This is a genomic window from Pseudomonas orientalis (assembly GCF_022807995.1).
Lineage (GTDB): Bacteria > Pseudomonadota > Gammaproteobacteria > Pseudomonadales > Pseudomonadaceae > Aquipseudomonas > Aquipseudomonas orientalis_B.
This window is the reverse complement of record NZ_CP094351.1, coordinates 2,888,559-2,912,667: the sequence shown is the minus strand read 5'-3', so window position 1 is coordinate 2,912,667 and position 24,109 is coordinate 2,888,559. Positions and strand designations below refer to the sequence as shown.

24 protein-coding genes and 2 pseudogenes are annotated in these 24,109 nt (G+C 59.5%); 11 read left to right on the top strand and 15 right to left on the bottom strand.

Features of this window, described 5'->3' with window-relative positions:
* Positions 1-91: 91 nt before the first annotated feature.
* Positions 92-1,024, top strand: coding sequence for a cupin (locus MRY17_RS12915; protein WP_243352183.1), 933 nt, complete (start codon positions 92-94; stop codon positions 1,022-1,024).
* A gap of 1 nt (position 1,025) precedes the next feature.
* Here the strand turns inward: MRY17_RS12915 and MRY17_RS12910 are convergent, their stop codons facing one another.
* Both MRY17_RS12910 and MRY17_RS12905 read right to left on the bottom strand, forming a co-directional pair.
* Positions 1,026-1,931: a LysR family transcriptional regulator gene (locus tag MRY17_RS12910; RefSeq protein WP_243352182.1), complete on the bottom strand. Its 906-nt coding sequence runs from the start codon at positions 1,929-1,931 to the stop codon at positions 1,026-1,028.
* A 599-nt stretch (positions 1,932-2,530) separates the two neighbouring features.
* On the bottom strand, positions 2,531-2,791 hold the full coding sequence (locus MRY17_RS12905) for a metallothionein (RefSeq protein WP_181284322.1): 261 nt from the start codon (positions 2,789-2,791) through the stop codon (positions 2,531-2,533).
* A gap of 196 nt (positions 2,792-2,987) precedes the next feature.
* On the opposite strand from MRY17_RS12905, the gene MRY17_RS12900 reads away from it, so the two are divergent.
* Positions 2,988-3,218 carry a DUF317 domain-containing protein gene (locus MRY17_RS12900; RefSeq protein ID WP_124358464.1) on the top strand — a complete coding sequence of 77 codons (231 nt, stop codon included), beginning with the start codon at positions 2,988-2,990 and terminating at the stop codon, positions 3,216-3,218.
* A 22-nt stretch (positions 3,219-3,240) separates the two neighbouring features.
* Here the strand turns inward: MRY17_RS12900 and MRY17_RS12895 are convergent, their stop codons facing one another.
* Entirely contained in the window at positions 3,241-3,465 is a 225-nt protein-coding gene (locus MRY17_RS12895) for a hypothetical protein (RefSeq protein ID WP_181284321.1), read from the bottom strand.
* A 148-nt stretch (positions 3,466-3,613) separates the two neighbouring features.
* Positions 3,614-4,513 carry a LysR family transcriptional regulator gene (locus MRY17_RS12890; RefSeq protein WP_243352181.1) on the bottom strand — a complete coding sequence of 300 codons (900 nt, stop codon included), beginning with the start codon at positions 4,511-4,513 and terminating at the stop codon, positions 3,614-3,616.
* A 169-nt stretch (positions 4,514-4,682) separates the two neighbouring features.
* Between MRY17_RS12890 and MRY17_RS12885 the strand changes: the two genes are divergently transcribed.
* The 3 genes from MRY17_RS12885 to MRY17_RS12875 all read left to right on the top strand — a co-directional run bounded on the left by MRY17_RS12885 (position 4,683) and on the right by MRY17_RS12875 (position 8,239).
* Entirely contained in the window at positions 4,683-5,693 is a 1,011-nt protein-coding gene (locus tag MRY17_RS12885; protein ID WP_181284319.1) for a zinc-dependent alcohol dehydrogenase family protein, read from the top strand.
* A gap of 137 nt (positions 5,694-5,830) precedes the next feature.
* Positions 5,831-7,570: a hydrogenase maturation protein gene (locus MRY17_RS12880; RefSeq protein WP_243353898.1), complete on the top strand. Its 1,740-nt coding sequence runs from the start codon at positions 5,831-5,833 to the stop codon at positions 7,568-7,570.
* 51 nt (positions 7,571-7,621) lie between these two features.
* Positions 7,622-8,239 carry a dTMP kinase gene (locus tag MRY17_RS12875; RefSeq protein WP_191952859.1) on the top strand — a complete coding sequence of 206 codons (618 nt, stop codon included), beginning with the start codon at positions 7,622-7,624 and terminating at the stop codon, positions 8,237-8,239.
* Positions 8,240-8,273: 34 nt separating this feature from the next.
* Here the strand turns inward: MRY17_RS12875 and phzG are convergent, their stop codons facing one another.
* Genes phzG through MRY17_RS12840 form a run of 7 tightly spaced genes read right to left on the bottom strand, consistent with a single transcriptional unit; the run spans position 8,274 to position 14,560 of the window.
* On the bottom strand, positions 8,274-8,942 hold the full coding sequence (gene phzG / locus MRY17_RS12870) for a phenazine biosynthesis FMN-dependent oxidase PhzG (RefSeq protein ID WP_191952858.1): 669 nt from the start codon (positions 8,940-8,942) through the stop codon (positions 8,274-8,276).
* Positions 8,939-9,775 carry a PhzF family phenazine biosynthesis protein gene (locus MRY17_RS12865; RefSeq protein ID WP_243353895.1) on the bottom strand — a complete coding sequence of 279 codons (837 nt, stop codon included), beginning with the start codon at positions 9,773-9,775 and terminating at the stop codon, positions 8,939-8,941. The genes phzG and MRY17_RS12865 overlap by 4 nt, the downstream gene beginning before the upstream one ends.
* A gap of 3 nt (positions 9,776-9,778) precedes the next feature.
* The gene (locus tag MRY17_RS12860) at positions 9,779-11,668 is read right to left on the bottom strand and encodes an anthranilate synthase family protein (RefSeq protein ID WP_431768390.1); all 1,890 of its coding nucleotides are present in this window, start codon (positions 11,666-11,668) and stop codon (positions 9,779-9,781) included.
* 20 nt (positions 11,669-11,688) lie between these two features.
* Positions 11,689-12,312, bottom strand: a complete 624-nt coding sequence (locus MRY17_RS12855; protein ID WP_191952855.1) for an isochorismatase family protein — start codon at positions 12,310-12,312, stop codon at positions 11,689-11,691.
* A 15-nt stretch (positions 12,313-12,327) separates the two neighbouring features.
* The gene (locus tag MRY17_RS12850; protein ID WP_191952854.1) at positions 12,328-13,530 is read right to left on the bottom strand and encodes a 3-deoxy-7-phosphoheptulonate synthase; all 1,203 of its coding nucleotides are present in this window, start codon (positions 13,528-13,530) and stop codon (positions 12,328-12,330) included.
* A 23-nt stretch (positions 13,531-13,553) separates the two neighbouring features.
* Positions 13,554-14,042: a PhzA/PhzB family protein gene (locus MRY17_RS12845; protein WP_181284311.1), complete on the bottom strand. Its 489-nt coding sequence runs from the start codon at positions 14,040-14,042 to the stop codon at positions 13,554-13,556.
* A 26-nt stretch (positions 14,043-14,068) separates the two neighbouring features.
* Entirely contained in the window at positions 14,069-14,560 is a 492-nt protein-coding gene (locus MRY17_RS12840) for a PhzA/PhzB family protein (protein WP_191952853.1), read from the bottom strand.
* 401 nt (positions 14,561-14,961) lie between these two features.
* On the opposite strand from MRY17_RS12840, the gene MRY17_RS12835 reads away from it, so the two are divergent.
* Entirely contained in the window at positions 14,962-15,687 is a 726-nt protein-coding gene (locus tag MRY17_RS12835; protein ID WP_181284309.1) for an autoinducer binding domain-containing protein, read from the top strand.
* A 36-nt stretch (positions 15,688-15,723) separates the two neighbouring features.
* On the opposite strand, the gene MRY17_RS12830 is transcribed toward MRY17_RS12835, so the two are convergent.
* Positions 15,724-16,314: an acyl-homoserine-lactone synthase gene (locus tag MRY17_RS12830; protein ID WP_181284308.1), complete on the bottom strand. Its 591-nt coding sequence runs from the start codon at positions 16,312-16,314 to the stop codon at positions 15,724-15,726.
* A gap of 205 nt (positions 16,315-16,519) precedes the next feature.
* The gene (locus MRY17_RS12825) at positions 16,520-17,098 is read right to left on the bottom strand and encodes a DUF1349 domain-containing protein (RefSeq protein WP_243353935.1); all 579 of its coding nucleotides are present in this window, start codon (positions 17,096-17,098) and stop codon (positions 16,520-16,522) included.
* 196 nt (positions 17,099-17,294) lie between these two features.
* On the opposite strand from MRY17_RS12825, the gene MRY17_RS12820 reads away from it, so the two are divergent.
* From MRY17_RS12820 to MRY17_RS26640, 3 genes and pseudogenes are all read left to right on the top strand, one after another.
* The gene (locus MRY17_RS12820) at positions 17,295-17,594 is read left to right on the top strand and encodes a hypothetical protein (RefSeq protein ID WP_181284306.1); all 300 of its coding nucleotides are present in this window, start codon (positions 17,295-17,297) and stop codon (positions 17,592-17,594) included.
* A 142-nt stretch (positions 17,595-17,736) separates the two neighbouring features.
* Positions 17,737-18,762: pseudogene (locus MRY17_RS26420) on the top strand (PAS domain-containing protein); the annotation flags it as partial.
* A gap of 57 nt (positions 18,763-18,819) precedes the next feature.
* A pseudogene (locus MRY17_RS26640) lies at positions 18,820-19,047 on the top strand (methyl-accepting chemotaxis protein); the annotation flags it as partial.
* A 33-nt stretch (positions 19,048-19,080) separates the two neighbouring features.
* On the opposite strand, the gene MRY17_RS12805 reads toward MRY17_RS26640, so the two are convergent.
* On the bottom strand, positions 19,081-20,142 hold the full coding sequence (locus MRY17_RS12805) for an SDR family oxidoreductase (protein ID WP_191952852.1): 1,062 nt from the start codon (positions 20,140-20,142) through the stop codon (positions 19,081-19,083).
* Positions 20,143-20,306: 164 nt separating this feature from the next.
* Between MRY17_RS12805 and MRY17_RS12800 the strand changes: the two genes are divergently transcribed.
* Both MRY17_RS12800 and MRY17_RS12795 read left to right on the top strand, forming a co-directional pair.
* Positions 20,307-20,927, top strand: coding sequence for a TetR/AcrR family transcriptional regulator (locus MRY17_RS12800; protein WP_124432708.1), 621 nt, complete (start codon positions 20,307-20,309; stop codon positions 20,925-20,927).
* Between the two features lie 221 nt (positions 20,928-21,148).
* Positions 21,149-22,420, top strand: a complete 1,272-nt coding sequence (locus MRY17_RS12795) for an OmpP1/FadL family transporter (protein WP_243353892.1) — start codon at positions 21,149-21,151, stop codon at positions 22,418-22,420.
* Between the two features lie 81 nt (positions 22,421-22,501).
* Here the strand turns inward: MRY17_RS12795 and MRY17_RS12790 are convergent, their stop codons facing one another.
* Positions 22,502-23,965, bottom strand: coding sequence for an efflux transporter outer membrane subunit (locus MRY17_RS12790; RefSeq protein ID WP_243353891.1), 1,464 nt, complete (start codon positions 23,963-23,965; stop codon positions 22,502-22,504).
* Positions 23,966-24,109: the final 144 nt, after the last annotated feature.

Sequence of the window (24,109 nt, the reverse complement as noted above, 5' to 3'; positions counted from 1 at the left end):
TAATCCGCGGGCGCGCTGTGCCTATAGTCCACTCACCGGCGCAGCGCATTCAATGGCGCTGTGCAACCAGCCCCAGACTGAGGTGAGCCTGATGAACCGTGAATTCGATCCCGCCCTGAGCGCTGTCAACCAAGTGGACGCCGAGTACTTCGAGTACAGCAAGGCGGCCAATCCCATCAGCGCCAATCTCATCCCGCGCATTCCCTACCACAGCTTTCCCGCCTCGCTGTACGACAGCGGCCCGTCGCGTGTGGTAGCGCTGGACCTCAGCGACGCCCTGGGCTGTGAGGGCCCGGCGACCGGGCCGGGCTTGTGCGCGAACTTCATGCGGCTTAATCGCGGCGATACGCTCAGCGTGCGGCCCAACGCGACTTCGCAGGTGTTTTACGTGATCGCCGGGGAGGGCCGGGTGGTTCAGGGCCAGTTCTCGATTGAATGGTCCAAGGGCTGCTTTATCGCGCTGCCCGGCTTGCAGGCGGCGCAGTTCAGTGCCAGCCAGGATGCGCGTCTCTACTATGTGCACGATGAACCGCTGTTGCGCTACCTGGGCGTGAGCGCCAGCGCAGACCGCTTCACGCCCACCTTGTACCCGGCGGCATTGGCCAACGCCAAGTTGCGTGAAGCCGCCGACGATCCACGCGCCCAGGACCGCAGCCGCATCAGTATCCTGCTGGGCAACCGCAACTTTCCCCAGACACGCACCGTGACCCACGTGCTGTGGGCGATGTATGGAATTCTGCCGGCCGGGTCGGTGCAAAAGCCCCACCGGCATCAGTCGATTGCCCTGGATTTCATCATTGACTGCCCGCCGGGTTGCTATTCACTGGTGGGCAACGAGCTGGAGCCGGACGGGCAGATTCGCAACCCGGTGCGGGTCGACTGGGCGCCCGGCCTGGCATTCGTGACGCCGCCCGGGTATTGGCATGCGCACTTCAACGAGTCCGACACCGAAGCGTTCCTGATCCCGATTCAGGACGCGGGGCTGCAAACTTACCTGCGCGCCCTGGATATTCGCTTCAGTTGAATCAGGCCCAGTCCGGTGTCTCGCCCAGGCGTTCAACGATAAAGTCGATAAAGCACCGGACCTTGGACGACACGATGCGCTTGGGCGGGTAGACGAACCACACGGCAAACGCCTGCTCGACGCCCTGTATGCGCCACTGCGGCAGCCACACCACCAGCTCGCCGGCCTTGAGGCTGCGCGCCACCAGCCAGTCCGGCAATAGCGCGAACCCCAGCCCCTGGCGCGCGGCGATCAGTTGCGCGTCCAGGTCATTGATCCGGATGCAATCGCCGTGCACCAACGACGATGTTCGATCGTCGTGGACAAAGGTCATATCGTTCACGGCACTTGTGCCCAGTACCGCAGGCACACCGGCAAGATCGGTGGGCGTCGAAGGCGGCGGGTGCTGCAGGGCGAATGCCGGACTGACCACCAGACGGTAGTGGCCGTCGCAGAGTTTGCGCGCTTTCAAGGTGGAGTCGGCCAGCGCGCCAATGCGGATGGCCAGATCGACGCCGGTATGAATCAGGTTGACCTGGGCGTTGTCCAGCACCAGCTCGACGCTGATTTGCGGGTAGCGCAGCCGAAAGTCATTCAGGGCCGGAAGGATATGATGACGGGCAAAGGCCGGCGGCAGGTTGAGCTTCAATAACCCGCGAGGGTGTTGGTTCAGCGCCGACGTCGCCGCCTTGGCGTGTTCCAGTTCATCGAGCACTCGGCGGGCGTGCGTCAAGAATGTCTGGCCGCCTTCGGTCAGATGCAGGGTGCGTGTGGAACGATTGAACAGCGCGATGCCCAGGTCCTGCTCAAGGGCCTTCACGTAGCGTGAAACGGTGGACGCCTTGATGCCCAGGCGTTCGGCGGCGCGGGAAAAGTTGTTGCCTTCGGCGGCTTCGACGAAGGCGGTCAGGGCGGCGAAATAGTCCAAGGGTGGCCTCAAAAGCAGGGCGGGCAAGGGTGCAGGTTGTGGATCTTTGCCGCGCGCTGTCAACAGCCAACTGACAGTGTAGATACCCTGTGGGAGGGGGCTTGCCCCCGATGGCGGCCTCCGGGCCGACCAGGATATTGGATCAGATCGAGTACATATCCGTTTCTGCGGTAACGGCTGCTAATGGTTCCGCTTTTACAGCGGCTCACTTTTGAAAAGCGCAAAAGTAAGCAAAACGCTCTTGCCCCACCACTCGGCACCTCGCTTAGGCTCGGTGTGCCCTCTCTCCGGCTTGAATCCGTGGGCCGCCGCAATGGGCCATCCCTGGCCCAGTGCGGCTAACCCGGCGTCCTGCCGGGTTACCCACGGATTCAAGCCTGCGTTCGGCCAGCGTGGTTTAACGGGGCGCCTAAGATCAAGATCAAAAGCGACTCGCTGCGCATCGTGGTTAGGCTTGGGCGCTACAGAGTTGTCTAGACAGCCGCGGTCCAAATGTGGGAGGGGGCTTGCCCCCGATGGCGGTGGTTCAGTTACAGATACTGAGACTGACACACCTCTATCGGGAGCAAGCCCCCTCCCACATTTGGACCGAGACGTTATCAAGGGGATATCGGATCGCTGGCCGGGAAGGTTTCTTCGATCGCCTCGTCGAGCTGGCTATCGCTGACCGCACGGTCCTGCACCTTCACACTCGACTCGCAATGGCATTCGGCATTCGGGCACGGCTGTCCGCCTGGATGCCGGTCGGCGCATGCCTGGCTGCAGTACGCTTTACCGTCGCGTTGATGGTGGGCGGCGTCGCTCACCTGGCAAGTGCAGCCTGGGCAGGCGCATGGCAAATCCGGGGTGGCGTGGTTCATGAGTCCTCCAATCGTCAGTCATGAGTGAATAGTCCACATCTGATTTTGATCAGCCAAACCCCACGAGTTTTAAAAAAATACGCGGTGCGGGTGATGAACGGTAGATGCGCGTCTGGCGCGGCAAAAAAACGAACCCTGCGGGATGTCGGCCGTCTATGGTGAAAAGAGCGTCTTCACAGGTATAGGAGGTTTGCAGATGAACGACTACCCAGCGGGCGACACCAATTCAGAAGCGCGCAACCGCTCGATCGGCAATGCCATAGGCCTGGCGGCGGACGAGGTCGAGTTGTGGGTGACGTCGGTGGAGGAGGACGGCAGCGGCATGGGCTATGTGCTGACGTTTTCCGCGCGCACGCCCAGCGAAGTCCTCGCCAAGGTCGAGGGGCTGGGCGCTGATCGCACGATCAATATTGGTCCCATCGATTGAATTCGGGAGGGACCAGGGCCACTTATGGCTGCTGATAGTGCCCCGGAATATCGTGGCCCTCATCAGCCGGTTTAGTGCGTTTTTGCACTTGGACGTCACTCAACCGCGCATCCTTGAGCTCGGCGAAGCGCTGCCTGAGCAGGGATTCGGCCAGTTGCGGGTCCAGATCGCCCTCGTAGTCAAGGGCGCGACTCTGGGGCTGGTTGTCGAGGATGAAACTGACGAGGTAGTGCGGTTTATCGAACATGGGCGCTTCTCCCTTACGATTGACAGGCGATACCCGAGCAGGGCCTGTTCGTTTGATGACTGTCAGGCGCCGTGATTCAAAATAAAACCAGTAGCGGGTGAGCGTGCTCTTATCAGCCATGGCTGGATAACTGAACGCGCCACTCTGGCTAACCGAGCCCTTTCTCGGCAAACACAGCGACGAGCCAATCCATGAAAGCGCGCACTTTGGGCGAACGGTATTTGCGCTCGGTAAGAAGCAGCGAGACCGGTTTGGGGATGCTGTGCAGATCCGGCAGAATCTCAATCAGTTCGCCCGACTCGATGTGAGGCTGCAGCGAGGGACGCAAGCCTTGCAGGATACCCAACCCCGCCAAGCCGCAGCTGAGGAAGGCTTGCGAGTCATCGACCACGATGCCGCTTTTCAATGTCACCGTCAGGCTTTGACCCTCGGTTTGAAACCTCCAGGGCATGATTTGCTGGCGATGATCAATCAGGAAGTTGACCGCAAGGTGATCGGATAACGCTTCAAAGGTGGTAGGGGTGCCGTACTGTTCCAGGTAGGCCGGCGCGGCGCAGGTGACCATGGACACGGTGCCGATTCTTTTGGCAATCAGGCTTGAGGAGTCAAGTTCTCCTAGCCGCACGGCACAATCCACGCCGTGAGCGATCAAGTCAACCTGGTGATCCGAAGACCCGAGAATCAACTCGATTTCCGGATACAGAGCCCGGAACTTTGGAAGTGAAGGGATGATGAACGCCTTGGCGAGGGTCACCGGAACATCCACCCTGAGCTTTCCCCGGGCAGGTCGATCCGGTGAAAACCACGCCACCGTCTCAGACAGATCGGCCAGCAGTTGCTTGCATCGACCATAGAACTCCTCCCCTTCAGGCGTTACGTGGATCCTGCGGGTCGTGCGATGCAAAAGCTGGACGTTGAGTTCCTGTTCAAGATTCTGAATCGCTTTGGAAAGCGCGGGCCGGTGAAGCCTCAGTGACTCGGCAGCGCGGGTATAGCTGCCTTGCTCAACCACCGCCACGTAGATTTCCATCGCCTCGATCATGTTCATTGTCAGGCCTTTATTTGAACCGTTACGTGAGTGAGCTCGATTGTAATTGGATTGATAACAATCTTGTGCTTCAAGGGCTGTTTATCCAGCGCGCATAGAAAGAAACAATGCCTCCAGCTTGGGCACAGCCGAATTTGTCGGCGCGCCCCTCATCGCTTGGAGTAAGAATATGAAAGCTTGGCTGCTGCAGGATTTTGGTCTTGAACATCTCAAACAGGGCGAGACTCAAACGCCCATCCCCAAGGCCGGTGAGCTGCTGGTCAGGGTCGGCGCTGTGTCCCTCAACTTTCGCGACAAGGCGATTGTGGACGGGATCTATGAGCCGCATAAAGTTCCCAAGCCGCTGATCCCTGTCAGCGACGCGGCGGGCACTGTCGTGGCCGTGGGCGAGGGCGTAAGCCGATTCGCCGTAGGCGACCGTGTCAACTCGCACCTGTACTCGCGCTGGATCGACGGCATGCCTGCCCACGACGAACCAGACTACTGCCTCGGCTCACCACTGCCGGGTGGCCTGGCTGAATTCATGATCATCCATGAAGACAGCGCAGTGCGTGCCCCCGATGACATGAGCGACGAAGAGGCCTCGACCCTTCCCATCGCGGCATTGACCGCTTGGTACTCGCTGGTGGATTTCGGCCGGATCGAAGCGGGCCAGACTGTGCTGGTCCAGGGCACCGGCGGCGTGTCCATCTTTGCCGCGCAAATCGCTATGGCCCTGGGTGCCAAGGTCATCGTCACTTCCAGCCGCGATGAAAACCTCGATGCGGTCATCGAGCTGGGCGCGATGGCTGGCATCAACTACCGTAAAACCCCTGACTGGGCGGCTGAAGTATTGAAACTCACCGACGGTATGGGCGTAGACCTGCTTCTGGACGTCGCTGGCGGCGAAGGTATCAACGACTCCATTCAGGCAACCAAAGTGGGTGGCCGCATTGCCCAGATTGGCTTTCTTACCGGCCAGACGGCTAACGTGAACTTGATGCCGTTGATCTTCCGCCAAACGACACTCCGTGGCATTGCGGTCGCCCCACGCTCGTCATTCGATCGGATGAACGCGTTCCTTAACACCCACCACATCCGCCCGGTGATCGATCACGTCTACCCCTTCGAACAGGCGCGTGAAGCCTACGAGCATCTGGCGCGCGGCCCGTTCGGCAAGGTTGTTATCAAGATCAGCTAATCCATCGTTTATAGAGGGCGCATCATTGATCCTGATCAGGTGTCCTCGCTGGCTCGCGCTGTAGCCTTGGGTCTCCATCGAAGACCAGGAAGGTCCAACGCGCCTCCCTGGTCGCACCTCTCAGGGAAGAGTCAGCCATGCGATCAGTCAAGATCCTTTTATTATCATCGGCCTTCAACGGTTTGACCCAACGGGCCTGGCTGGAGTTGCGCCAGGCAGGTCATGACCCCAGTGTCGTGGTGTTCACGGATGAGGCCTCGGTGTGTCGGCAGGTCGAGGATTCAGGCGCGGACCTGGTGATCTGCCCGTTTCTGAAGGACCGCGTGCCACAGCAACTGTGGAGCCATCCGCGTCGCCCGGTGGTGATCATCCATCCGGGCATTGTCGGTGACCGTGGCGCCAGTGCGCTGGACTGGGCCATTACCGGGCAGGTCGGGCGCTGGGGCGTCACGGCGCTGCAGGCGGTGGAGGAAATGGATGCCGGGCCGATCTGGTCGACCTGTGAGTTCGACATGCCTGCCGATGTGCGCAAATCCGAGTTGTACAATGGCCCGGTGAGTGACGCCGCGATGGTGTGCATCCGCGACGTGGTGGAAAAATTCGCCAAGGGCTTCGTCCCTGTGCCGCTCGACTACACGCAACCGGGCGTTATCGGGCGGTTGCAGCCGAACATGACCCAGGCTGACCGCACCTTCAGTTGGTTCGATTGCGCAGCCTTCATCAAGCGCAGCATCGATGCCGCCGATGGCCAGCCCGGTGTGTTGGCCAGCCTCCAGGGCGGGCAATATTACCTGTACGACGCGCACCTGGATTCACGTCAGGGCACGCCGGGAGAAATCCTTGCGGTACAGGACGACGCCGTGCTGGTGGCTACCGGGGATCACAGCCTGTGGATCGGCTCGCTCAAGCACAAGGCCCAGCCAGGGGAGGAGACCTTCAAGCAACCGGCGCGACATATCCTGGCCGAGGGCCTGGCCGGTGTTCCGGTGCTCGATAGTTCCATCGCTCAACAGGCGTTCAATCCGCAGGCCTATCAACCGATTCGCTATCGCGAGTTCGGTCACGTCGGCGAACTGACGTTTGAGTTCTACAACGGTGCCATGAGCACTGAACAATGCCACCGGCTGGTGGCTGCGTTGCGCTGGGCCAAGGGGCGAGACACCCAGGTGCTGTTGATCAAGGGCGGTCGCGGCAGCTTTTCCAACGGGGTTCACCTTAACGTCATCCAGGCTGCCCAGGTGCCGGGGCTGGAAGCCTGGGCCAACATTCAAGCCATCGACGATGTCTGCCAGGAGCTTCTGACCGCTGAGCAACTGGTGATCAGTGGGCTGACCGGCAGTGCGGGCGCGGGCGGCGTCATGCTCGCGCTGGCCGCCGATATCGTGTTGGCACGCGAAGGCGTCGTCCTGAATCCGCATTACAAAAGCATGGGACTGTATGGTTCCGAATACTGGACCTACAGCCTGCCACGGGCCGTCGGCGCTGAAGTCGCGCACAGGCTCACCGAAGACTGCCTGCCCGTCAGTGCCCTCCAGGCCCGGCAATACGGCATGATTCAGGACATCGGACCGCGTTGCCCGCACGCGTTCGGCCTATGGCTTTTGCAACAGGCCAGCGACGCGCTGACCGATGAGCGTTACCTGCACGCACGCACGCGTAAAGCCACGCTGGATATCGAACAGGTTGAACGCTGCCGTGAACAGGAGCTGGCACAGATGCAGTTGGACATGGTGCAAGACCGCCAGCAGTTTGCGCAAAAGTGCCGCAACTTCGTCCTCAAGCGCAAAACCTGCCGGACGCCGCAGCGTCTGATCGCGGCCTGGGCGTTGAGGTTCGAGACGCCGTTGCCGGAAAGCCCGCAGGGGATGGCTGGATAAGCCAGTTGCGATGCTATGCTTGATGTTTCGGAACAGGATGGCGAGAGAGTGATGAGTCGCCCGCTGTTCGTTTCACTGGACGGGCCCAAGGGCACCGGCAAGACCACCCTGCTGGAGAGCGTGACGGCAGCGCTGAGGGCCGATCATAAGAAGGTGATCCGGCTTTGTGAGAAAAACAGCGACCCCCACCGGGGTGAAACCATGGCGCTGGTCAACCAACTTGTCCGAAATCCCAACCCGGCACTGGAATGGGCGGTGTGTGAGCGGTTCGCGGACAGCCGTGCCTGGATTTCCCGGCACGTACTGACCAGGCAGCCAGCCGACAGCATCATCCTGATTGACCGCTGGTATCCGTCTGACGCAGCCTTTCGCCGGCTGATTCCGTTTGCGCAGATTCTGCAACTGAACATCGACCGTCATGTGCAGGTGCCAGACCTGCATGTCGGGGTCGTCACTGACGCGCAGACCTCATGGACGAGGGCAGCGGCACGCCGGCGGGGACTCAACAGTACGGTGCTGCACACCCTGGAAGAACATGCCGCCTGCACCCATGCGTTCGAACGCGCGATTGCCGATCAGGGTTGGGTTTTATGCCGCAATGAAGGGTCGATCGAGGAAGCGACGAGGCGGGTGGTTTCCGAGATAAATAATGTGTTGGGTGGGCGCTAGTCCGGCGCCCACCCAGTGGCTGGGTCGAATCGACTCAGGGCTGCAAACGCCGCGCCCTCCAACCGGTTTCGCTACGGTCGTACCGCAGCCGCTCATGCAAGCGTTCGCGCCCATTGCCCCAGAACTCCAGGGATTCAAGTCGCAACTCGAACACGCAATACCCCGCAGGACGCGGCAGCGGGCCTGGCACGTCGGCCAGTTGCCTGGCGGCGTTGCGCATGGCCTGCACATCCTGCAGTTCTTCGCTCTGGTGAGACACCGACGACATCGGGTGCGTGGCATAAGGGCGCTTGAGCCACGCCTCGTCAGCCTTGGCGTCCGGCAAGCGCACGGCCTGGCCATTGAGGATGATCTGCTGGCTGGTTTCGCGCCAATACAGCACGCCCGAAGCCCACGGGTTGTGGGTCAGTTCACGGCCTTTCTGGCTGCCGGCATGGGTGCTGAACAACACGCCGGTGTCACTGATTTCGCTGATGACCACGATCCGCGTGGAGGGCCGGCCCTGGCTGTCGGCGGTGGCCAGCGCCAGTGCCCTGGGCTCGCGGATGCCGACGCGGCGCGCACGCTCCAGCCAATTGTGCAGCACACCCATGGGGTCGGCAGGCAGTGTCTGGTATTCGGGGAACGGCGCATCCAGGGTGCCGGTGAGGGACTCCGACATGCCTTTACCCAACAGTGGCTGACCTTGCAGTGAGCTGTTCATAGCACGATGGTCCCCCGGCCGAACGTAACACCGTTGCCTGATACCTCGACCCGCGTCAGTTGCTCGGCGCGGCCCTCGGCTTTGGCGAACATCAGTGACGGGCGGCCGATTTCCACGCCTTGTAAAATCTCCACGGGCTGGCCGAACGCTATCTGGCCATGGCGCGCGAGATGAATCGCCAATGGCCCGGCAGCGGAGCCTGTGGCTGCATCTTCGACAACGCCGTAGGCCGGTGAAAACATCCGGCTGCGCCAATGCCGTCCGGCGCCGGCAAAGCAGTTGATCGCCATGTCGTGGAAGCTGGCCAGCGCCCGGTGGTCAGGGTGCAGGGCAGACAAGGCTGCAATGCTCGGCAGGCCGACAAACACATGGCGCGGGCCGTTGTGATAGATCTCGATGGGAAAGGTCGAGGCGTCGATCCCCAGGGCCTTGAGCAGTTCAGCGTCGCGGCCCAGGGCTGTCCAGGTCGGGATCGGCTGGTCCATGCTGGCGGCGATGACACTGCCGTTCTGGCGCTCCAGCTCAAAGGCGATGGTGCCCATGCGGGTTTCCAGGTACAGCCGGTGGTTGTCGGTATGCGCGCCCAGGGCGATGGCCGTACCCAGCAACGGGTGTCCGGCGAAGGGGAGTTCGTTGACCGGTGTGAAGATCCGGATCAGTGCATCCCCGCCGTTGCGCGGCTTGAGCACAAAGGTGGTCTCCGAGAGATTCATTTCCCGAGCGATGCGCTGCATTTGCTCGGGCGGCAAATCGTCGGCGTCAAAGAACACCGCGACCGGATTGCCTTCCAGCGGGACGCTGGCGAAAGCGTCGATGATGACGTAGTGGTGCATGGTTTATCTCCCGGCGGCCGAAACGCTGCTGTCGACCGTGGTGTGGATGAGGGCATGTCGCAGCAGGTCGGCGATGATGCGCGGGCCTTCCTGGGTCAGCAGCGACTCGGCATGAAACTGCATGGAGGCAAATGACGGCCCACGCAGCGCATGGACCTCGCCGGTCTCGCTGTCGCGGCTGATCTCGACGCTGCCGATGCCGTCGACGTCCAGGCGGTCACTGTCGCTGCGCGCCGCGAAGGTGTTGTAGAAACCCACCCGTTCGGCGCTGCCGAACAGGTCGATCTGCTTTTGCACGCCCTGGTTGGGAATAGCCTTGCGTTGCAACTCAAGGCCCAGGCACAGGCTCAGCACCTGATGGCTCAGGCACACCGCGAGAAACGGCCGCTGCTGGCTGAGCAGGGAGCGGATGGCCACATGCAGATGATTGATTTTCGGCAGTTGTACTTCGCTCGGGTTGCCAGGACCAGGGCCCATGATCACCAGGTCGTAACCGTCGAAACTGTACTCGTCGCTGAAGCTGCGCACCGTCACCACCAGGCCCAGCGCCCGCAGCTGTTTGGCGATCATCGCGGTGAACGTGTCTTCGGCGTCGACGATCAGCACCTGGCGACCGCTGAAGTCGGCCTGGATCTGTTGCCGTTGCTGGCTGTTCATCAACCAGAAATCCGAGACGTAGGCATTGCGGCTGGCCAATGCCGCGCGCACCTGCAGATGGTCGCCGAAGCGCGAGGCCGTCTGGTTTTTCAGCGCGGCGATCAGGCCAGCCGCCTTGGCCCGGCTCTCGGCGGCTTCGGTCATCGGTTCGGAGTGACGCACGATGGTCGAACCCACGCTGATCCGTACCTGGCCGCTGTCATCGATGTCGGCGGTGCGAATCAGGATCGCCGAGTCCAGGGAGCGTCCGCCTTTGCCGTCGCTGCCGATCAGCGCGGCCATGCCGCTGTAGTACGCGCGGCCTTGCGGCTCATAGCGCCGGATCACGCGGCAGGCGCTTTCCAGCGGGCTGCCGGTGACCGTGGGGGCGAACAGGGTCTCGTGGAGGATGTCGCGCACATCGCGACGGGTCTTGCCTTCGATGAAGTACTCGGTGTGCGCCAGGTGCGTCATTTCCTTCAGGTAAGGGCCGAGGACATGCCCGCCGTCTTCGCAAATACGCGCCATCATTTTCAGCTCTTCATCGACCACCATATACAGTTCATCGGCTTCCTTGCGGTCGGCCAGGAAGTCCATGACCTCTGCCAGGTCGGGGCCTGCGGGCGGGTAGCGGTAAGTGCCGCTGATGGGGTTCATCACCGCGAGCCCATCCTTGACGCTGATGTGGCGTTCGGGGGATGCGCCGACGAAGGTGCGGCTGCCGGTGTGAATGATGAAAGTCCAATAGACGCCTTTCTCGCGCTCCAGCAGATGCCGAAAGAACGACAGCGCACTGGCCGGGCCGTACTCGCTGATCTCCGCCAGAAAAGTGCGCTTGATCACGAAGTTGGCGCCTTCCCCGGAGCCGATTTCGTTGTCGATCACCTGACTGACGATCTCGGCGTAGCGGGCGTCGCTGAGGTCGAAGCGTTCATTGTTCAGCTGGATTGGCACGTTGGGCAGTAACCCCAGCAATTGCTCGATGCCGATGGATTGCTGCTCGGTAATCGTCATCGCCAGCAACGGCGACTGATCGTCCACCGCCTCGAAGCCACGTTCGGCGATCTGGCGGTAGGGAATCAGCGTCAGTACATCCAGGCGCGGGGCGCCGATCGAGGGGGCGGGCAGGTCGATATCGGCCAGCACCTGTGGCTCCGTCATTTCGCCGATCAGCACATTCAGCAGCCCGGGGCCGCTGGATTCCGGACGGTACAGGAGGGCAAACGGTTCGGGCGTCGGTTGCAGGATGCGTTCCATGAGGCGGGCGGCGGCTTGGCTCATAGCACCACCTCATCGGTGGTGATGACCATGGCGCAACGGCTGGCGGCATATTCCATGGCCATCCAGTGGTGCTTCTTGCTGAAATCGGCGATGGCGTCGACAACCAGGAAAGGTTGGATATCGTTGGAATACGCATCCACGCTGGAAATCAATACCCCGACATGTGCATACACGCCACACAGGATCAACTGATCGCGCCCGCTGGCGTGCATGCGTTGCAGCAAGTCGGAGTTGAAGAACGCGCTATAGCGCCACTTGGTCAGCAGCCAGTCACCGGGCCTGGGAGTGAGTGCGTCGACGACCTCGCGGTCGGCAGGACTGGCCTTCATGCCCGGCCCCCAGAAATCCTTGAGCAGCCCGCGTTGTTCCTCGTTCATGCTGCCCGGCTGGGCGGTGTAGGCCACGGGCACGCCGTTGTCGGCAGCCCATTTGCGAACGCGGGCGGCATTGCCCACGACTTCGTCACGCAGGGCCTGCGGCAAGGGGCGCAGGAAGTAGCGCTGCATGTCGTGCACCAACAGCACGGCGCGTTCGGGGTCGATGTGCCATTGCGCAAGATTGGAAGGCAGGTCGTGGGTGGTAGGCAGAGCGTAAGGGATGATCGATGGAATGCCGGTCATGGCGACGAACTCCAGTCAAAGGGATGCAAAAGAGGGAGGAGGGCAGGCCTGCCAGGCCATCACCGCAGTAATGGCTTGCCCTGGGTTCAGGCGCGGGTCGCACAGGCTTTTATAGCGGCTGGCCACCTGGCTCAGGCCGGCAGCATCGGAGGCGCACTCGCTGACGTCATCGGGGGTGGTTTCCAGATGCAGGCCGGCGGCCACGCCACCGGCCGAGATCACGGCCTGTTTGAAGGCACTGATTTCCTCGGTGATGGTCTGCACCATGCGGGTCTTGTTGCCACAGGGCGCGACGATGGTGTTGCCGTGCATCGGGTCGCTGAGCCAGATCACCTTGTGGCCGGCATGGCGCACCGCCTCAACCAGCGGTGGCAGGCGTTCGGCAACCTTGTGGGCGCCCATGCGGGCAATCAGGGTCAGCCGGCCGGGTTCGCGCCTGGGGTCCAGGCGCTCGCACAGGCTCAGTAGCTGGTCCCGGGTGATATCCGGGCCGACCTTGCAGGCCACCGGGTTGAGCACTTCGCTGAGCAGCGCGACGTGAGCGCCCGTCAACTGGCGGGTACGTTCGCCGATCCACGGCCAGTGGGTGGAGCCCAGAAATATCCGGCCCTGTTCATCCTGGCGCACTTGCGGCAGTTCGTAGTCGAGCACCAGCATCTCGTGACTGGTCCAGGCCGGGGAGCCGGTGAGCTGCATCTCGCCGGACGGCTCCTTCCATCCCAGGTGCCCCATGATGTCCTGAGCGGCGTGATAGCCGCGTACCAGGCGCTGCGCATCGTGCTGGCGATGGCCGTGGACGGCCTCGCGACCGTTGACCATGTCGCCGCGGTATACCGGCAACTCGACATCGCCAATGCGTTCACTGTGGTTGGAGCGCGGCTTGGCGAACTGCCCGGCGATCCGTCCCACCCGCACCACCGGTTGCCGGGTCACCAGCCGGAACGCGCCGGCCAGAATGTCCAACATCGCGGCTTTGCGGATCACATGATCGCAAGCGCTTTCATCCATGTCCTCGGCGCAGTCACCGCACTGGATGATCATCGCTTCGCCCGCCGCCACCCTGGCCAGCGTGGCGCGCAATACCAGAATGTCTTCGACGCGAATCAGTGACGCGCTGTCCCTGAGGTAGGCCTGCGCATCATGCAATTGCGAGGGTTCGCTCCATTGAGGCTGCTGGACCGCTTCACACTGTAGAACCCGTTTCAGTAAGTCTTCCATGATGCGATCACTCTCCCAAAGGCTCAGGCAGGAATGCCTTCACGCTTGATGTGCGGCACTGGAATACCCAGGGCGCGCAATTGTTGAAATACATTCATGAATTCGCGATTGCGTTTTACTTTGCCGTCTTGCAGTTCGAATGAGTGCAGGAAGTGGTTCTCGTAATAACCTTCCGGGTAACCTGGAAAGAGAATCTTGCCGTGGCCATCACACTCGACCCAGATATGGTTGGGGTCATCGGTTTCAAATACCTTGACGTTGTACCATTCCCAATCAGGAAAGCATTTGAGTGACCAGACTGCATGTTCGGCCAGTTTGCTTTTGCCGCTGATGACAATCGGTGCACCGGTGTCCGTGGTCCATAAGCCGCCTGAACCGTCTTCGGTAAAGAGTTCATGCCGGCGCAGGCGGTCCTGGCCTTTGGTACGCATGTATTGTTCAACCGTGGCGCGGTTCTTGCGACGCAGTTCAGTATCGTCAGCGGTGAGTTGTTGCACGGCGCTATCAGGCATGTTCAAACTCCAATGAATAGAGGGTTTTATGAAGCGGGGATACCTTCACGCTTGATGCTTGGCACCGGGATGCCCAAGGCGCGAAGTTGTTCAAACGGGTTCATGAATTCACGGTTTTGCGTGATCTTGCCGTTGTCCAGTTCGAAGGAATGGATGTAATGGTTTTCGCAATGCCCCTCTGGATAACCAGGGACTCGAGTGGTACCGCGACCGTCACTCTCCACCCAGAAGTGGTTGGGGTTGTCGGTCTCGAACACCCGCACGTTGTGCCACTGCCAGTCCGGGAAGCACTGGTGCAGCCACACGCCGAGCGCGGCCAGTTTGGCGTGGCCTTTAAAAACAAGCGGTTCACCGGTTTCGGTGTTCCAGGAGCCGCCACTGCCATCCGGAGTGAACAACTCATGCCGGCGCAGACGATCTTCGCCGTTGGTGCGCATGTACAGATCGACAGTTGCGCGGTTTTTCCGGCGAAGCTCAAGCTGATCATTAAAGCCGCCAAGTAGAAGTGAAGCAGGCATGGGCGCTGTTCTCCTTAGTTGATTGTGTTTCTTAAAAAGCAATTAAATAATTAGTTAGTTGCGCATGACAAAATTGAACAATATTTAACAGTTGTGCCTTTGGGGCTGTTTTGTGCGGTGTTGTTTATACACCCGCATTTCCGGGGCCTGGAACTACCAGATCTTGTAGTGGCTCAGCAGGAGTGGGGCGCTTTGGAAGCGGTCGGATGGAGTGTTGCATTATTATGAAGGGCGGAGTTCTTGATCGGCTGAGAGGTAGTGGCTTAAGGCTAGTTAGTTGAGTTAGACATAAAAAATATGTCGCTAGTGCGAAGCAGTCTATGGCGCATGATCTTGTGTGTTGACAGGCGTTCAGTTTGGTTTAGTCTCTCCACTTCCCTGGAGTGTTATAGGTGTTCAAAATGGAATTAGGACAGTTGTTGGGGTGGGATGCTTATTTTTACAGTATTTTTGCACAAGCCATAAACATGGAGGAGTTCACAGTTGTTGCATTGAGGGCTTTGCGGGAACTGCGGTTTGATTTTTTTGCCTATGGCATGTGCAGCGCGACGCCGTTCATGCGGCCCAAGACGTATATGTACGGCAATTACCCCCAGCACTGGATACAGCGCTACCAATCCGCAAACTACGCGAAGATCGACCCCACGGTAAAACACAGCAAGGTGTCGTCGGCTCCCATTTTGTGGAGCAACGAGTTGTTCCGGGACTGCCCGGGCCTGTGGTCTGAAGCCAACGACTCGAATCTGTGCCATGGCCTGGCCCAGCCTTCGTTCAACACCCAGGGACGTGTCGGGGTGTTGAGCCTGGCACGTAAGGACAACGCCATCAGTCTTCAGGAATTCGAAGCATTGAAGCCTGTAACCAAAGCGTTTGCGGCTGCGGCCCTGGAGAAAATTTCCGCGCTGGAGGGTGACATTCGTGTGTTCAACACCGATGTGGAATTCAGCGAACGCGAATGTGATGTGCTGCGCTGGACTGCGGATGGCAAAACCTCGGAGGAAATTGGCGTGATCATGGGCGTGTGCGCCGATACCGTGAACTACCATCACCGCAACATCCAGCGCAAGATCGGCGCCAGCAACCGCGTGCAGGCGGTGTCTTACGCCGTTGCGCTGGGCTATATCTGAGGGTCATCGGTGTGCAAGGTCGACTTGGCCGTTATATCAAGCGCTGCGCTTTAATAAGTCCTCGGACATGAAGGCTGAAGGTAAGCGGGCCCCACGGTGGTGTTCACGGTGAGCCGATAGCTTGATGGCGAGGATTTTTTCGTCCTGGTGAGTGATGACTGGCCCCAGGCGTTCGTAGTTGACCCCGTTGATTTTGTAATAGCGTTCCATCGTGCTGTTGACGATACCGACGATGGCATCGGCGCCCGCCAGGCTCGCGGTCTTGAGGGTTTCCCAGAACAAAGGCATGGCCAGTTGCGGCTCGCAAGTGGTGAAGCGCGTCATTTCCCAGATGGCAGCATGCCTGGGCGGTGTGCCGGCGCAGGTATGGCTGAAGACGCCTTCCAGCAGGTTGGGGAGCGTGGTGGGTATGAGACGGGCGCAGCCTACGATTGATCGCTGTTCGTTGAAGGCCAACAGGTAGCGAGCGTACTCGGTATCGTATTGATCCCATTCATAACCGGCCTGATGCGGCGGTATAGGCAATCGCCATCCCAGTTTCTCGACGAATTGTTCATGCCGAAAGCGGCCCAGCATAAGTTTAAGCTCGTCGCTCATAGCGCTCAGCGTATGCTCTTCCATGTGCATGGCAGGGTGTTCCTTGAGGCGGGGAAAGTGCGGTTTTTTATAGAGGACTTGTGGGGGCTTAGCGACTACAAGATCTTGTAGGGTAAGCAGGCGTGGGTGTCGGACAGGGGGACAAGGTAGTGACAGGGATGGGATGAGTTCTGCCATCCGAGGAACAAGCGCGCAGTCGTTCCACTGTCCGGCGTAGATGTTCTGGCGCTGACGCCTAGCTCAAATCATGCAGATCTCGCCCGAGAGGCTGGCTTAAAGACCACTCAGAAAACTTGACCTTCAAACCCTGGCGCTGCGGTGTGCAGCACATGGGACCAACCGTATAGGTTTTCGCCTCTGGAAAAGGTGCAAGCCTGAGCAATGGCCAAGTCACCCCATCTGTTGAATACTGCAAGCGCAGCGCACCCTCGGAAACGGTGATGCGAAGCCAAAAATCGTTCGGGTTGCCGGGGAAGCAGCCAGGCGCCCAGTCCGACTGGCCTTGGGTCAGCACGCTGCTGATCATCGGCGTTCCGTCATTGTTTTCCATGCCTGCCTTGAGCCAAGTCCTCTCATCGAGCCGGACCATAATGCCTGCTTGATCGTACAACTCGCGAAAGTCAGCGTTGACTCTGACCTGGGCCGTAAAGGCTGCTGAAGTAGCAAATCCCAGGAAATGCCCGCTATCGCGTATGAATCCGTAGTGCGTTTCGCGCCAAAAGTCGGTTTGGGCGCCGGTCACTACCTCCAGGGAACCGTCAGTGAAGGTTTGGTAAAGGTTCGGTTTATTCAGCCAATTAGCCTTGCGCCAAATTGACGATTCAAAGTCCTGAACGACCTCTGCAATTCGATTTCTATCCACCATGCTACCTCCAGAGTCTGTTAGCCGTACCTGCGTTGCACGCCAGGTCTTGCAGTGCGCTGGTCCGACGCTGACCCACCTATCATTTGGAACGACCCACTGCACCTTTAAGTCTACCTGTATCAACTTATGTTTAAGGTACAGCGCAATGGATAAGACAATCACCGTCGATAAACTGACTACCACCGACCTTGAGTCCATCAACGAAATATGGCTCGGTGGGACGCATACCCAACTATGCCTGTGGCGCGGCGAACAAGCCTTCACTCACGAAATGATGAGCGAGGGCACCCACGATCAGAATATCCGACGTCTATGCTTGCAGCTGGTCGACCCTGACGATCAAGCTGCCGTGGCCAGCGTTGAGGCAATTGTGCGTGAGCGGCTGAAAGAAATGGGGAAGGAGGGCGAGTTTTATCCCGCTGAGGAGACGGATACTTATCAATAAAGAAGGGAGTCTCGGCCATTGATGGGGCCAACCAAGGCCTGGAATCGTGAGAAAAACGTGTACAAATTGAAAATCATGTACAGTTTTTTTCATTCATGACGATATAGCTGGCAAGGTGCCATGGATCGGGCCCGTAATATTTATGAGTCCAATCGTCATGACTATCTTCTTCAACCTGCGCCGTGATCGCCGCGCGATTCAACAACTGGTAGCTGCAATCACTCGTGGTGTACCGCCACAGGTAGACGGGTGCGCTGAAAGCGCTGCAGTGCTGGATGCCTGGAGGGTTTTTGACTCACTTGATCGCGACTCCAAGTCTCGTATAGATGAGCTTGAGCGTGAATTGGAAGCAGCCCGTGAGATGCTTTCCGAGGCAGCGTCGTCCGCTTCAGCCCATGAAATCCGGTTCGATCTTGTGAACCGAGCTTCCAGCGAGGGGCTATGGGATATGGAGGTCGTCGCCGGCGACCCGGTGAATCCTAGAAATCGTTTTTGGTGGTCTCAGCAATTGCGAAACCTGCTGGGGTTCAGAGATGAACGCGATTTCCCAAATGTCTTGGCCAGTTGGGCCGATCGCCTGCATCCGCAGGACAAACAAGCCACGCTTGATGCGTTTGCCCGCCATCTGAACGATAAGTCCGGGAATACACCCTACAAGGTGAAAAATCGGCTGGCGATGAAGGACGGTTCGTACCGTTGGTTCTATGCCCAGGGAGAAACCCTGCGCGATGATCGCGGGATGCCCATACGCGTAGCGGGGTCTCTGCGGGATATTCATGATCAGCTTGAGCGCGACCAGGAGCACGACGTCATCATCACCCGGTTTGAACTGGCCAGGGAGATGCTCTCGGACGGGTTGTGGGATATGGAAGTCATCGCGGGAGACCCGGTAAATCCAAAGAACCCGTTCTGGTGGTCTCCCCAGTTCCGGCGACTGCTCGGATTTGAAACCGTGGAGGAGTTCCCGGATGTCCTGGACAGCTGGGCATCCAGGCTGCACCCGGACGATAAGGAGCGAAGCCTCAACGCTTTTGGTGCTCACCTGAATGACCGATCCGGTAAAACGCCCTTTGATATCGAGTACCGCTTGAAAATGAAGAGCGGCGAGTATCGATGGTTCAGAGCCAGAGGTCAGACTCGGCGCGACCCCGCAGGCTTACCGCTTCGGGTAGTCGGTGCACTGGTGGATGTCCATTTGCAGCATGAGCAGGAGGCTCTACGACAAGCAGAGGTCAAGCATCAGCGCACGCTTGAGGAAAACATCGCTCAATTGTCGCAGATCGTTGGGACGATTCAGAGCATTGCCAGCCAGACCAACCTCCTGGCGCTGAACGCGGCGATCGAGGCCGCGCGCGCGGGTGAGGCAGGTCGTGGCTTCGCGGTGGTTGCCGACGAAGTTCGCAAGCTGGCAACTCGCACGACTGAAGCCACCGAACAAGCTGCCGGGATGATTACTCGCTGATCAGACTATCTGTCCAGCAGCGACCTAGGGTATCAAGCGTCTCTCGCGTAGTTGGTCGAACACGTCGAAAAACGCTTGATCGCTCGCCTGGTAGGCGGTGAAGCCCAGGGCACGGCTCTTCGACATATCCGTGACAACTTCGATGGGTCGACCCAGGTCTGCATCGGTATGCCAGGGAGATATCAGGCGGCTGATATCGGATTCTTTCAGCCCACGTTCCGCGACTATTTGCGTCCACACGGCCTGATCGTCAGCCATCTGCTGCTCAAGGGGGGAGGGTGAAGCGGGATAATCGGCAGCGGACACGTCGAAGTAGTCGGCGATGCGGCCCCACATCCATTTCCAGCGAAACACATCGCCGTTGGTGACGTTGAATGCCTGATTGGCCGCAGCCGGCGTGGTGGCCGCCCACAATTGTTGTTTGGCCAACTGCCGTGCATCCGTCATATCGGTGAGGCTGTCCCACTGCACGCGTGAACCGGGAAATACAAAGGGACGATTGGTGTGTTTGCAAATCGAGGCATAGACGGCGAGGGTGGTGGCCATGTTCATCGCGTTGCCCACGGCAACCCCGGTGACGGTATGCGGGCGATGAACGCTCCAGGTGAAGCCGTCCTGTTCAGCCGCGGCGAAGAGTTCGTCTTCCTGGGCGTAGTAGAAGTTTTCGATATCCAGACGAGGCTGATCTTCGCGAAACGGTGTGTGCGGGAGGCTGCCTTTACCATAGGCCTCGAATGGGCCGAGATAGTGTTTCAGGCCAGTCACTAACGCTACGTGCTCGACGCTTTTGGCCGGCCGGATGGCGGTTAGTACGTTGCGAACCATGGCGGCATTGACGCGAATGTTCTCGGCTTCCGTGGCTTGCCGTGACCATGTGGTAATGAACACATGCGTAGGTTTCAACCCCGCGAGCGCCTGTTCCAGCGAAGCAGGATCCTGTAGGTCTGCCGCGACAGGTATCACGCCTGGCGCCTGAGACGGGTGCCTGGACAGCGCGGCGACCTGCCAGTTGTTGTCGATGAGTAACTGAGTGATGGCGCTGCCGACGATGCCGCTGGCGCCCACAACCAAAGCTGTATGGGTCATAGGTTTCTCCTGGATTCAGGTTTGGGAGTCCATCCAAGTGACGGAGGTTCAACTGAATCTGATCCGCATGCGCGCCCCTTGATGTGATTTGAGAAACTTTCATGACCTTTTCCCAATAGGGTCACTGGATTGTCAATCCCGACGCGGGTGCGTAAGCTACAGCCATGAACCAACCCTCTATTTCCTCGCGCGGCGTTCGCGGCCCAGCCGATCATGACATTCGCGATCAGATTGTCTCCGCCGCCAACCAGCATTTCAGCCAGTATGGCTACAGCAAAACCACGGTCTCCGACCTGGCTAAAGCTATTGGTTTTTCCAAGGCTTACATCTACAAGTTTTTTGATTCCAAGCAAGCGATTGGGGAAGCTATCTGCGCCAACTGCCTGGCTGAAATTGTTGCGGCGGTCGAACAGGCCATAGACGCTGAGGGTATTTCGTCGACAGAGCGCTTTCGACGCCTGGTCAAAACGTTGATTTCCACGGGTGTAAGCCTGTTCTTCAATGACCGAAAACTCTACGATATCGCGGCGTTTGCCGCATCGGAGAGCTGGCCGAGTTCGCAGGTATACGACGCCCAGATCAAGCGCTTCGTGCTGCAAATCGTGCGTGAAGGGCGGGAAAGCGGCGAATTTGAACGCAAGACACCACTGGATGAAACGGTAGACTCCATACATTTTGCATTGCGGCCTTTCGTCAACCCTTTGCTGCTTCAATACAATCTCGACTTCGTTGAGACAGCCCCGACCCTTACCTCGAACCTGATCCTGCGTAGCCTCATGCCATGACGCCTTGCTGCGCCAGCCTCGCAATCCTTATGTGAAGGTCCAAATAGCCCATCTCTAGCCTCGCGTTCAGCCATCGATGAACCCGTGCAGAAAATATTCGCACGGACCGTGACCATTGACATAATTAGTCACTTGAATAAGCATGGCGTGTCAGTCTAAAAGGGGCACTTACAGAACCCCTCCTGCTGATTCCTTTCGATGTTGAACGAAGAGCGCTAATAATGAAAAAAATCCTCCTCAAAAGTCCGCTTGGGCTGGCTGTCGTGCTTGCTTCTTCCAGTGTGTTGGCCAGCGGTTTTGCGCTCAACGAACAGAGCATCAGTGGGATGGGCTCCGGGTTCGCCGGTCGTTCTTCTTCTGCCGAGGATGCGAGCACCGTCTTCGGTAACCCGGCGGGCATGGCGCGCTTGAAAAGCGAGCAGGTCAGCGTGGGCGGCGCGACGCTGTTCGCGAAGTCCGATATAAGCCACACGCGCAGTACATTCGGTGGTCAGGAAGACGGCGACATGGTGCCGGTGACCACGGTGCCGATGGGGTACTACGTCAAGCCGATTGATGAGCATTGGGCTTTCGGCGTGGGGTTCTATGTGCCGTTTGGTCTGATGACCGATTACGGCAGCGGTTTTGCCGGCCGCTACTACGCCAACAAAAGCGAGGTGACGACCCTTACGTTTCAGCCCACCGTCAGCTATGCCTTCAACGATAAAGTGTCGATGGGGTTCGGTCCCACCATCAACCGCATCAGCGGTGAGCTGTCTGCAATGGTGCCCAATCCGCTCAGCCCCGGCCGCAATGATGGGAAGCTCAAAAGTACCGGGGATGACACGGCTCTGGGTTTCAACGTCGGTATTTTGGTGCAGGCTACAGACCGAACACGTCTGGGGGTGACCTACCATTCCAAGGTCAGCTACCGCCTGGATGCCAAGACCAAGGTCACTGACGGGCTCTTCAGTGTGCTGGGGGTGAACGGCCGCAGCTATGACGCTTCGTTGGAAGTGGACACGCCAGAATCCGTGGATATGTCGATGACTCATCAACTGGATGACGACTGGACCCTGTACGCAGGGAGCACCTGGACTCGGTGGAGTCGGTTCAAGGAATTGACCAGCGAGACCAGGGGATTGCCTGCTGTGTTGAATGCTCAACTGGGTTCCGTCACCGAACAGCAGAACTGGCACGATACCTGGGCTCACGCGATCGGCGCGGCGTACAAGCTCAATGACCAGTGGGTGCTTCGTTCCGGCTTTTCGGTCGATCAGTCACCCACCAATAACACTGATCGAGGGCCACGCATCCCTACGGGCGACCGTAAGGTGTTCAGCGTCGGGGCAGGCTGGACCCCGGCAGACAACGTCACGATCGATGTCGCTTATTCTTACCTGTGGGAAGAGAGTGTCCAGATCAACCACGTCTCCGCGACCCGGGGCGCATACAGTTCCAAGTATAAAAACAGCGCGAACGGCCTTGGGGCATCGGTCAGTTATCGGTTCTGATTGGCGGGTGTTCCATACATCGGCCGGAAGTGGGGCATTGCTTCCGGTCGTTTGGAGCGCATCACGGTGAATGGGCCTGCCTTATCGAGTCGCCACAGGCTGGCGTTCAGGCGCTTCTTGCCAGCCACCGCCGAGCGCTCTGAAGGCGGCGACCGCCGCCCGCGCCGATTCTGTTTGAGCTTGCGCGCGTGCGTCGGACGCCCGTAGCAAGGTCTCGTCGGCGTGCAGAACATCAATCAGGCTGGCTGTACCCTTTTCATAGGCCGTGAACGACGATTGGCGGGCCTGTGTCAGAGCGTCTTCGCCTGTGGTGAGGGTGGTTGCCTGGGCCTCCCGGTTCACCAGTGCGGAGAAGGCGTTTTCGACATCCTCGGTGGCACGCAGTACCGACTGACGGTAAGCGGCGAGCGCTTCGGCTTCCTGCCCCTTGGCTTGATCAATCCGGGCGTTTATGCGGCCGAAATCGAAAAGCCTCCAGCGCAGCCCCAGGACGCCGGCCGACTGGCTGGCACCACTGGTAAACAGGTTGCCGCCGGATACGGCCGTGGCGCTGCCGAGCAATGCGCCAAGTGAAAACTTCGGGTAATACTCCGCAGTGGCCTCACCAATGCGTGCGTTGGAGGCCGCAAGGCGGCGCTCAGCCACAATCAGATCTGGCCGGCGGCGCAGCAGATCGGCAGGCGTTCCTGTGTCGTTCAGTTGCGGCGCCAGAGGAATCGTGCCCTGACTCGCCAATTGTCTTCGATGTGTGCCAGGAGGTGTGCCGAGGATCACATCAAGGGCGTTCATGGCGGCATCCAGGCCGGTTCGCAGGGCCGGTACTGTCGCCTGGACTTGCGCCAGCGCGCCCTGCGTTTGGCGAACCTCATAGCTGGCGGCGAGGCCTTTGCCGTAGAGCAGTTGGACTTTTTCCAACAGTTGCTCCTGGGTTTTGACTTGTCGGTTGGCGATGTCCAGCCGGGCCTGCAATCCCCGGACCGTGATGTAGATATCAGCCGTCTGCGCCGCGATGGCCAGGCGTGTGGCGGCAGCGCCGGCCTCGGAGGCCTGGTACTCCGCCAGTGCGGCCTCGCGCCCGCGTCGCAGGCCGCCAAACACATCCACCTCCCAGCTCGCATCAAGGTTGAGCTCGTAGGCGCTTGCGTATCGATCAAAGCCAGGGGTTGAATTCAACACCTGGCCCAGTGGCGTCTCGACGGACTGATAGGAGCGCGCGGCCTGACCACTGATGTTTCCCGAGGGCAGTAAAGCGGCATTGGCAGCGCCCAGTCCTGCCCGCGCTTGCGTGACTCGCGCCGCCGCTTGTGCCAGGTCCAGGTTCTGCGCAAGGGCTTTAGCGACGAAGTCGGCTAGCTGGGGATCCCCAAAGCTTCTCCACCACGCGACCAGGCTGGCCTGCGTGGGACTCGGCCTGTGTTCAATCGCGGCCTGGCCCATATATCGCTCGGGGAGCGCAGGGTTCGGTCGTTGGTAGTCCGGACCGACCGAGCAACCGACCATAAGGCTGGCGCTCATCAAAAGAGCAAGGGGGCGAGGGGAGGGCATTGAGATTCCTTGAGCCAAATGTCTTGTGACCATCGTACTTTATAGTCACTACTTGTCAATTCACGCTAATCAACAAGTTCAGTAGGTCCATACGGAAGAAGCCGTCCGCAGTTTGTGACGATTGACAAAGATAGTCACAAGCTG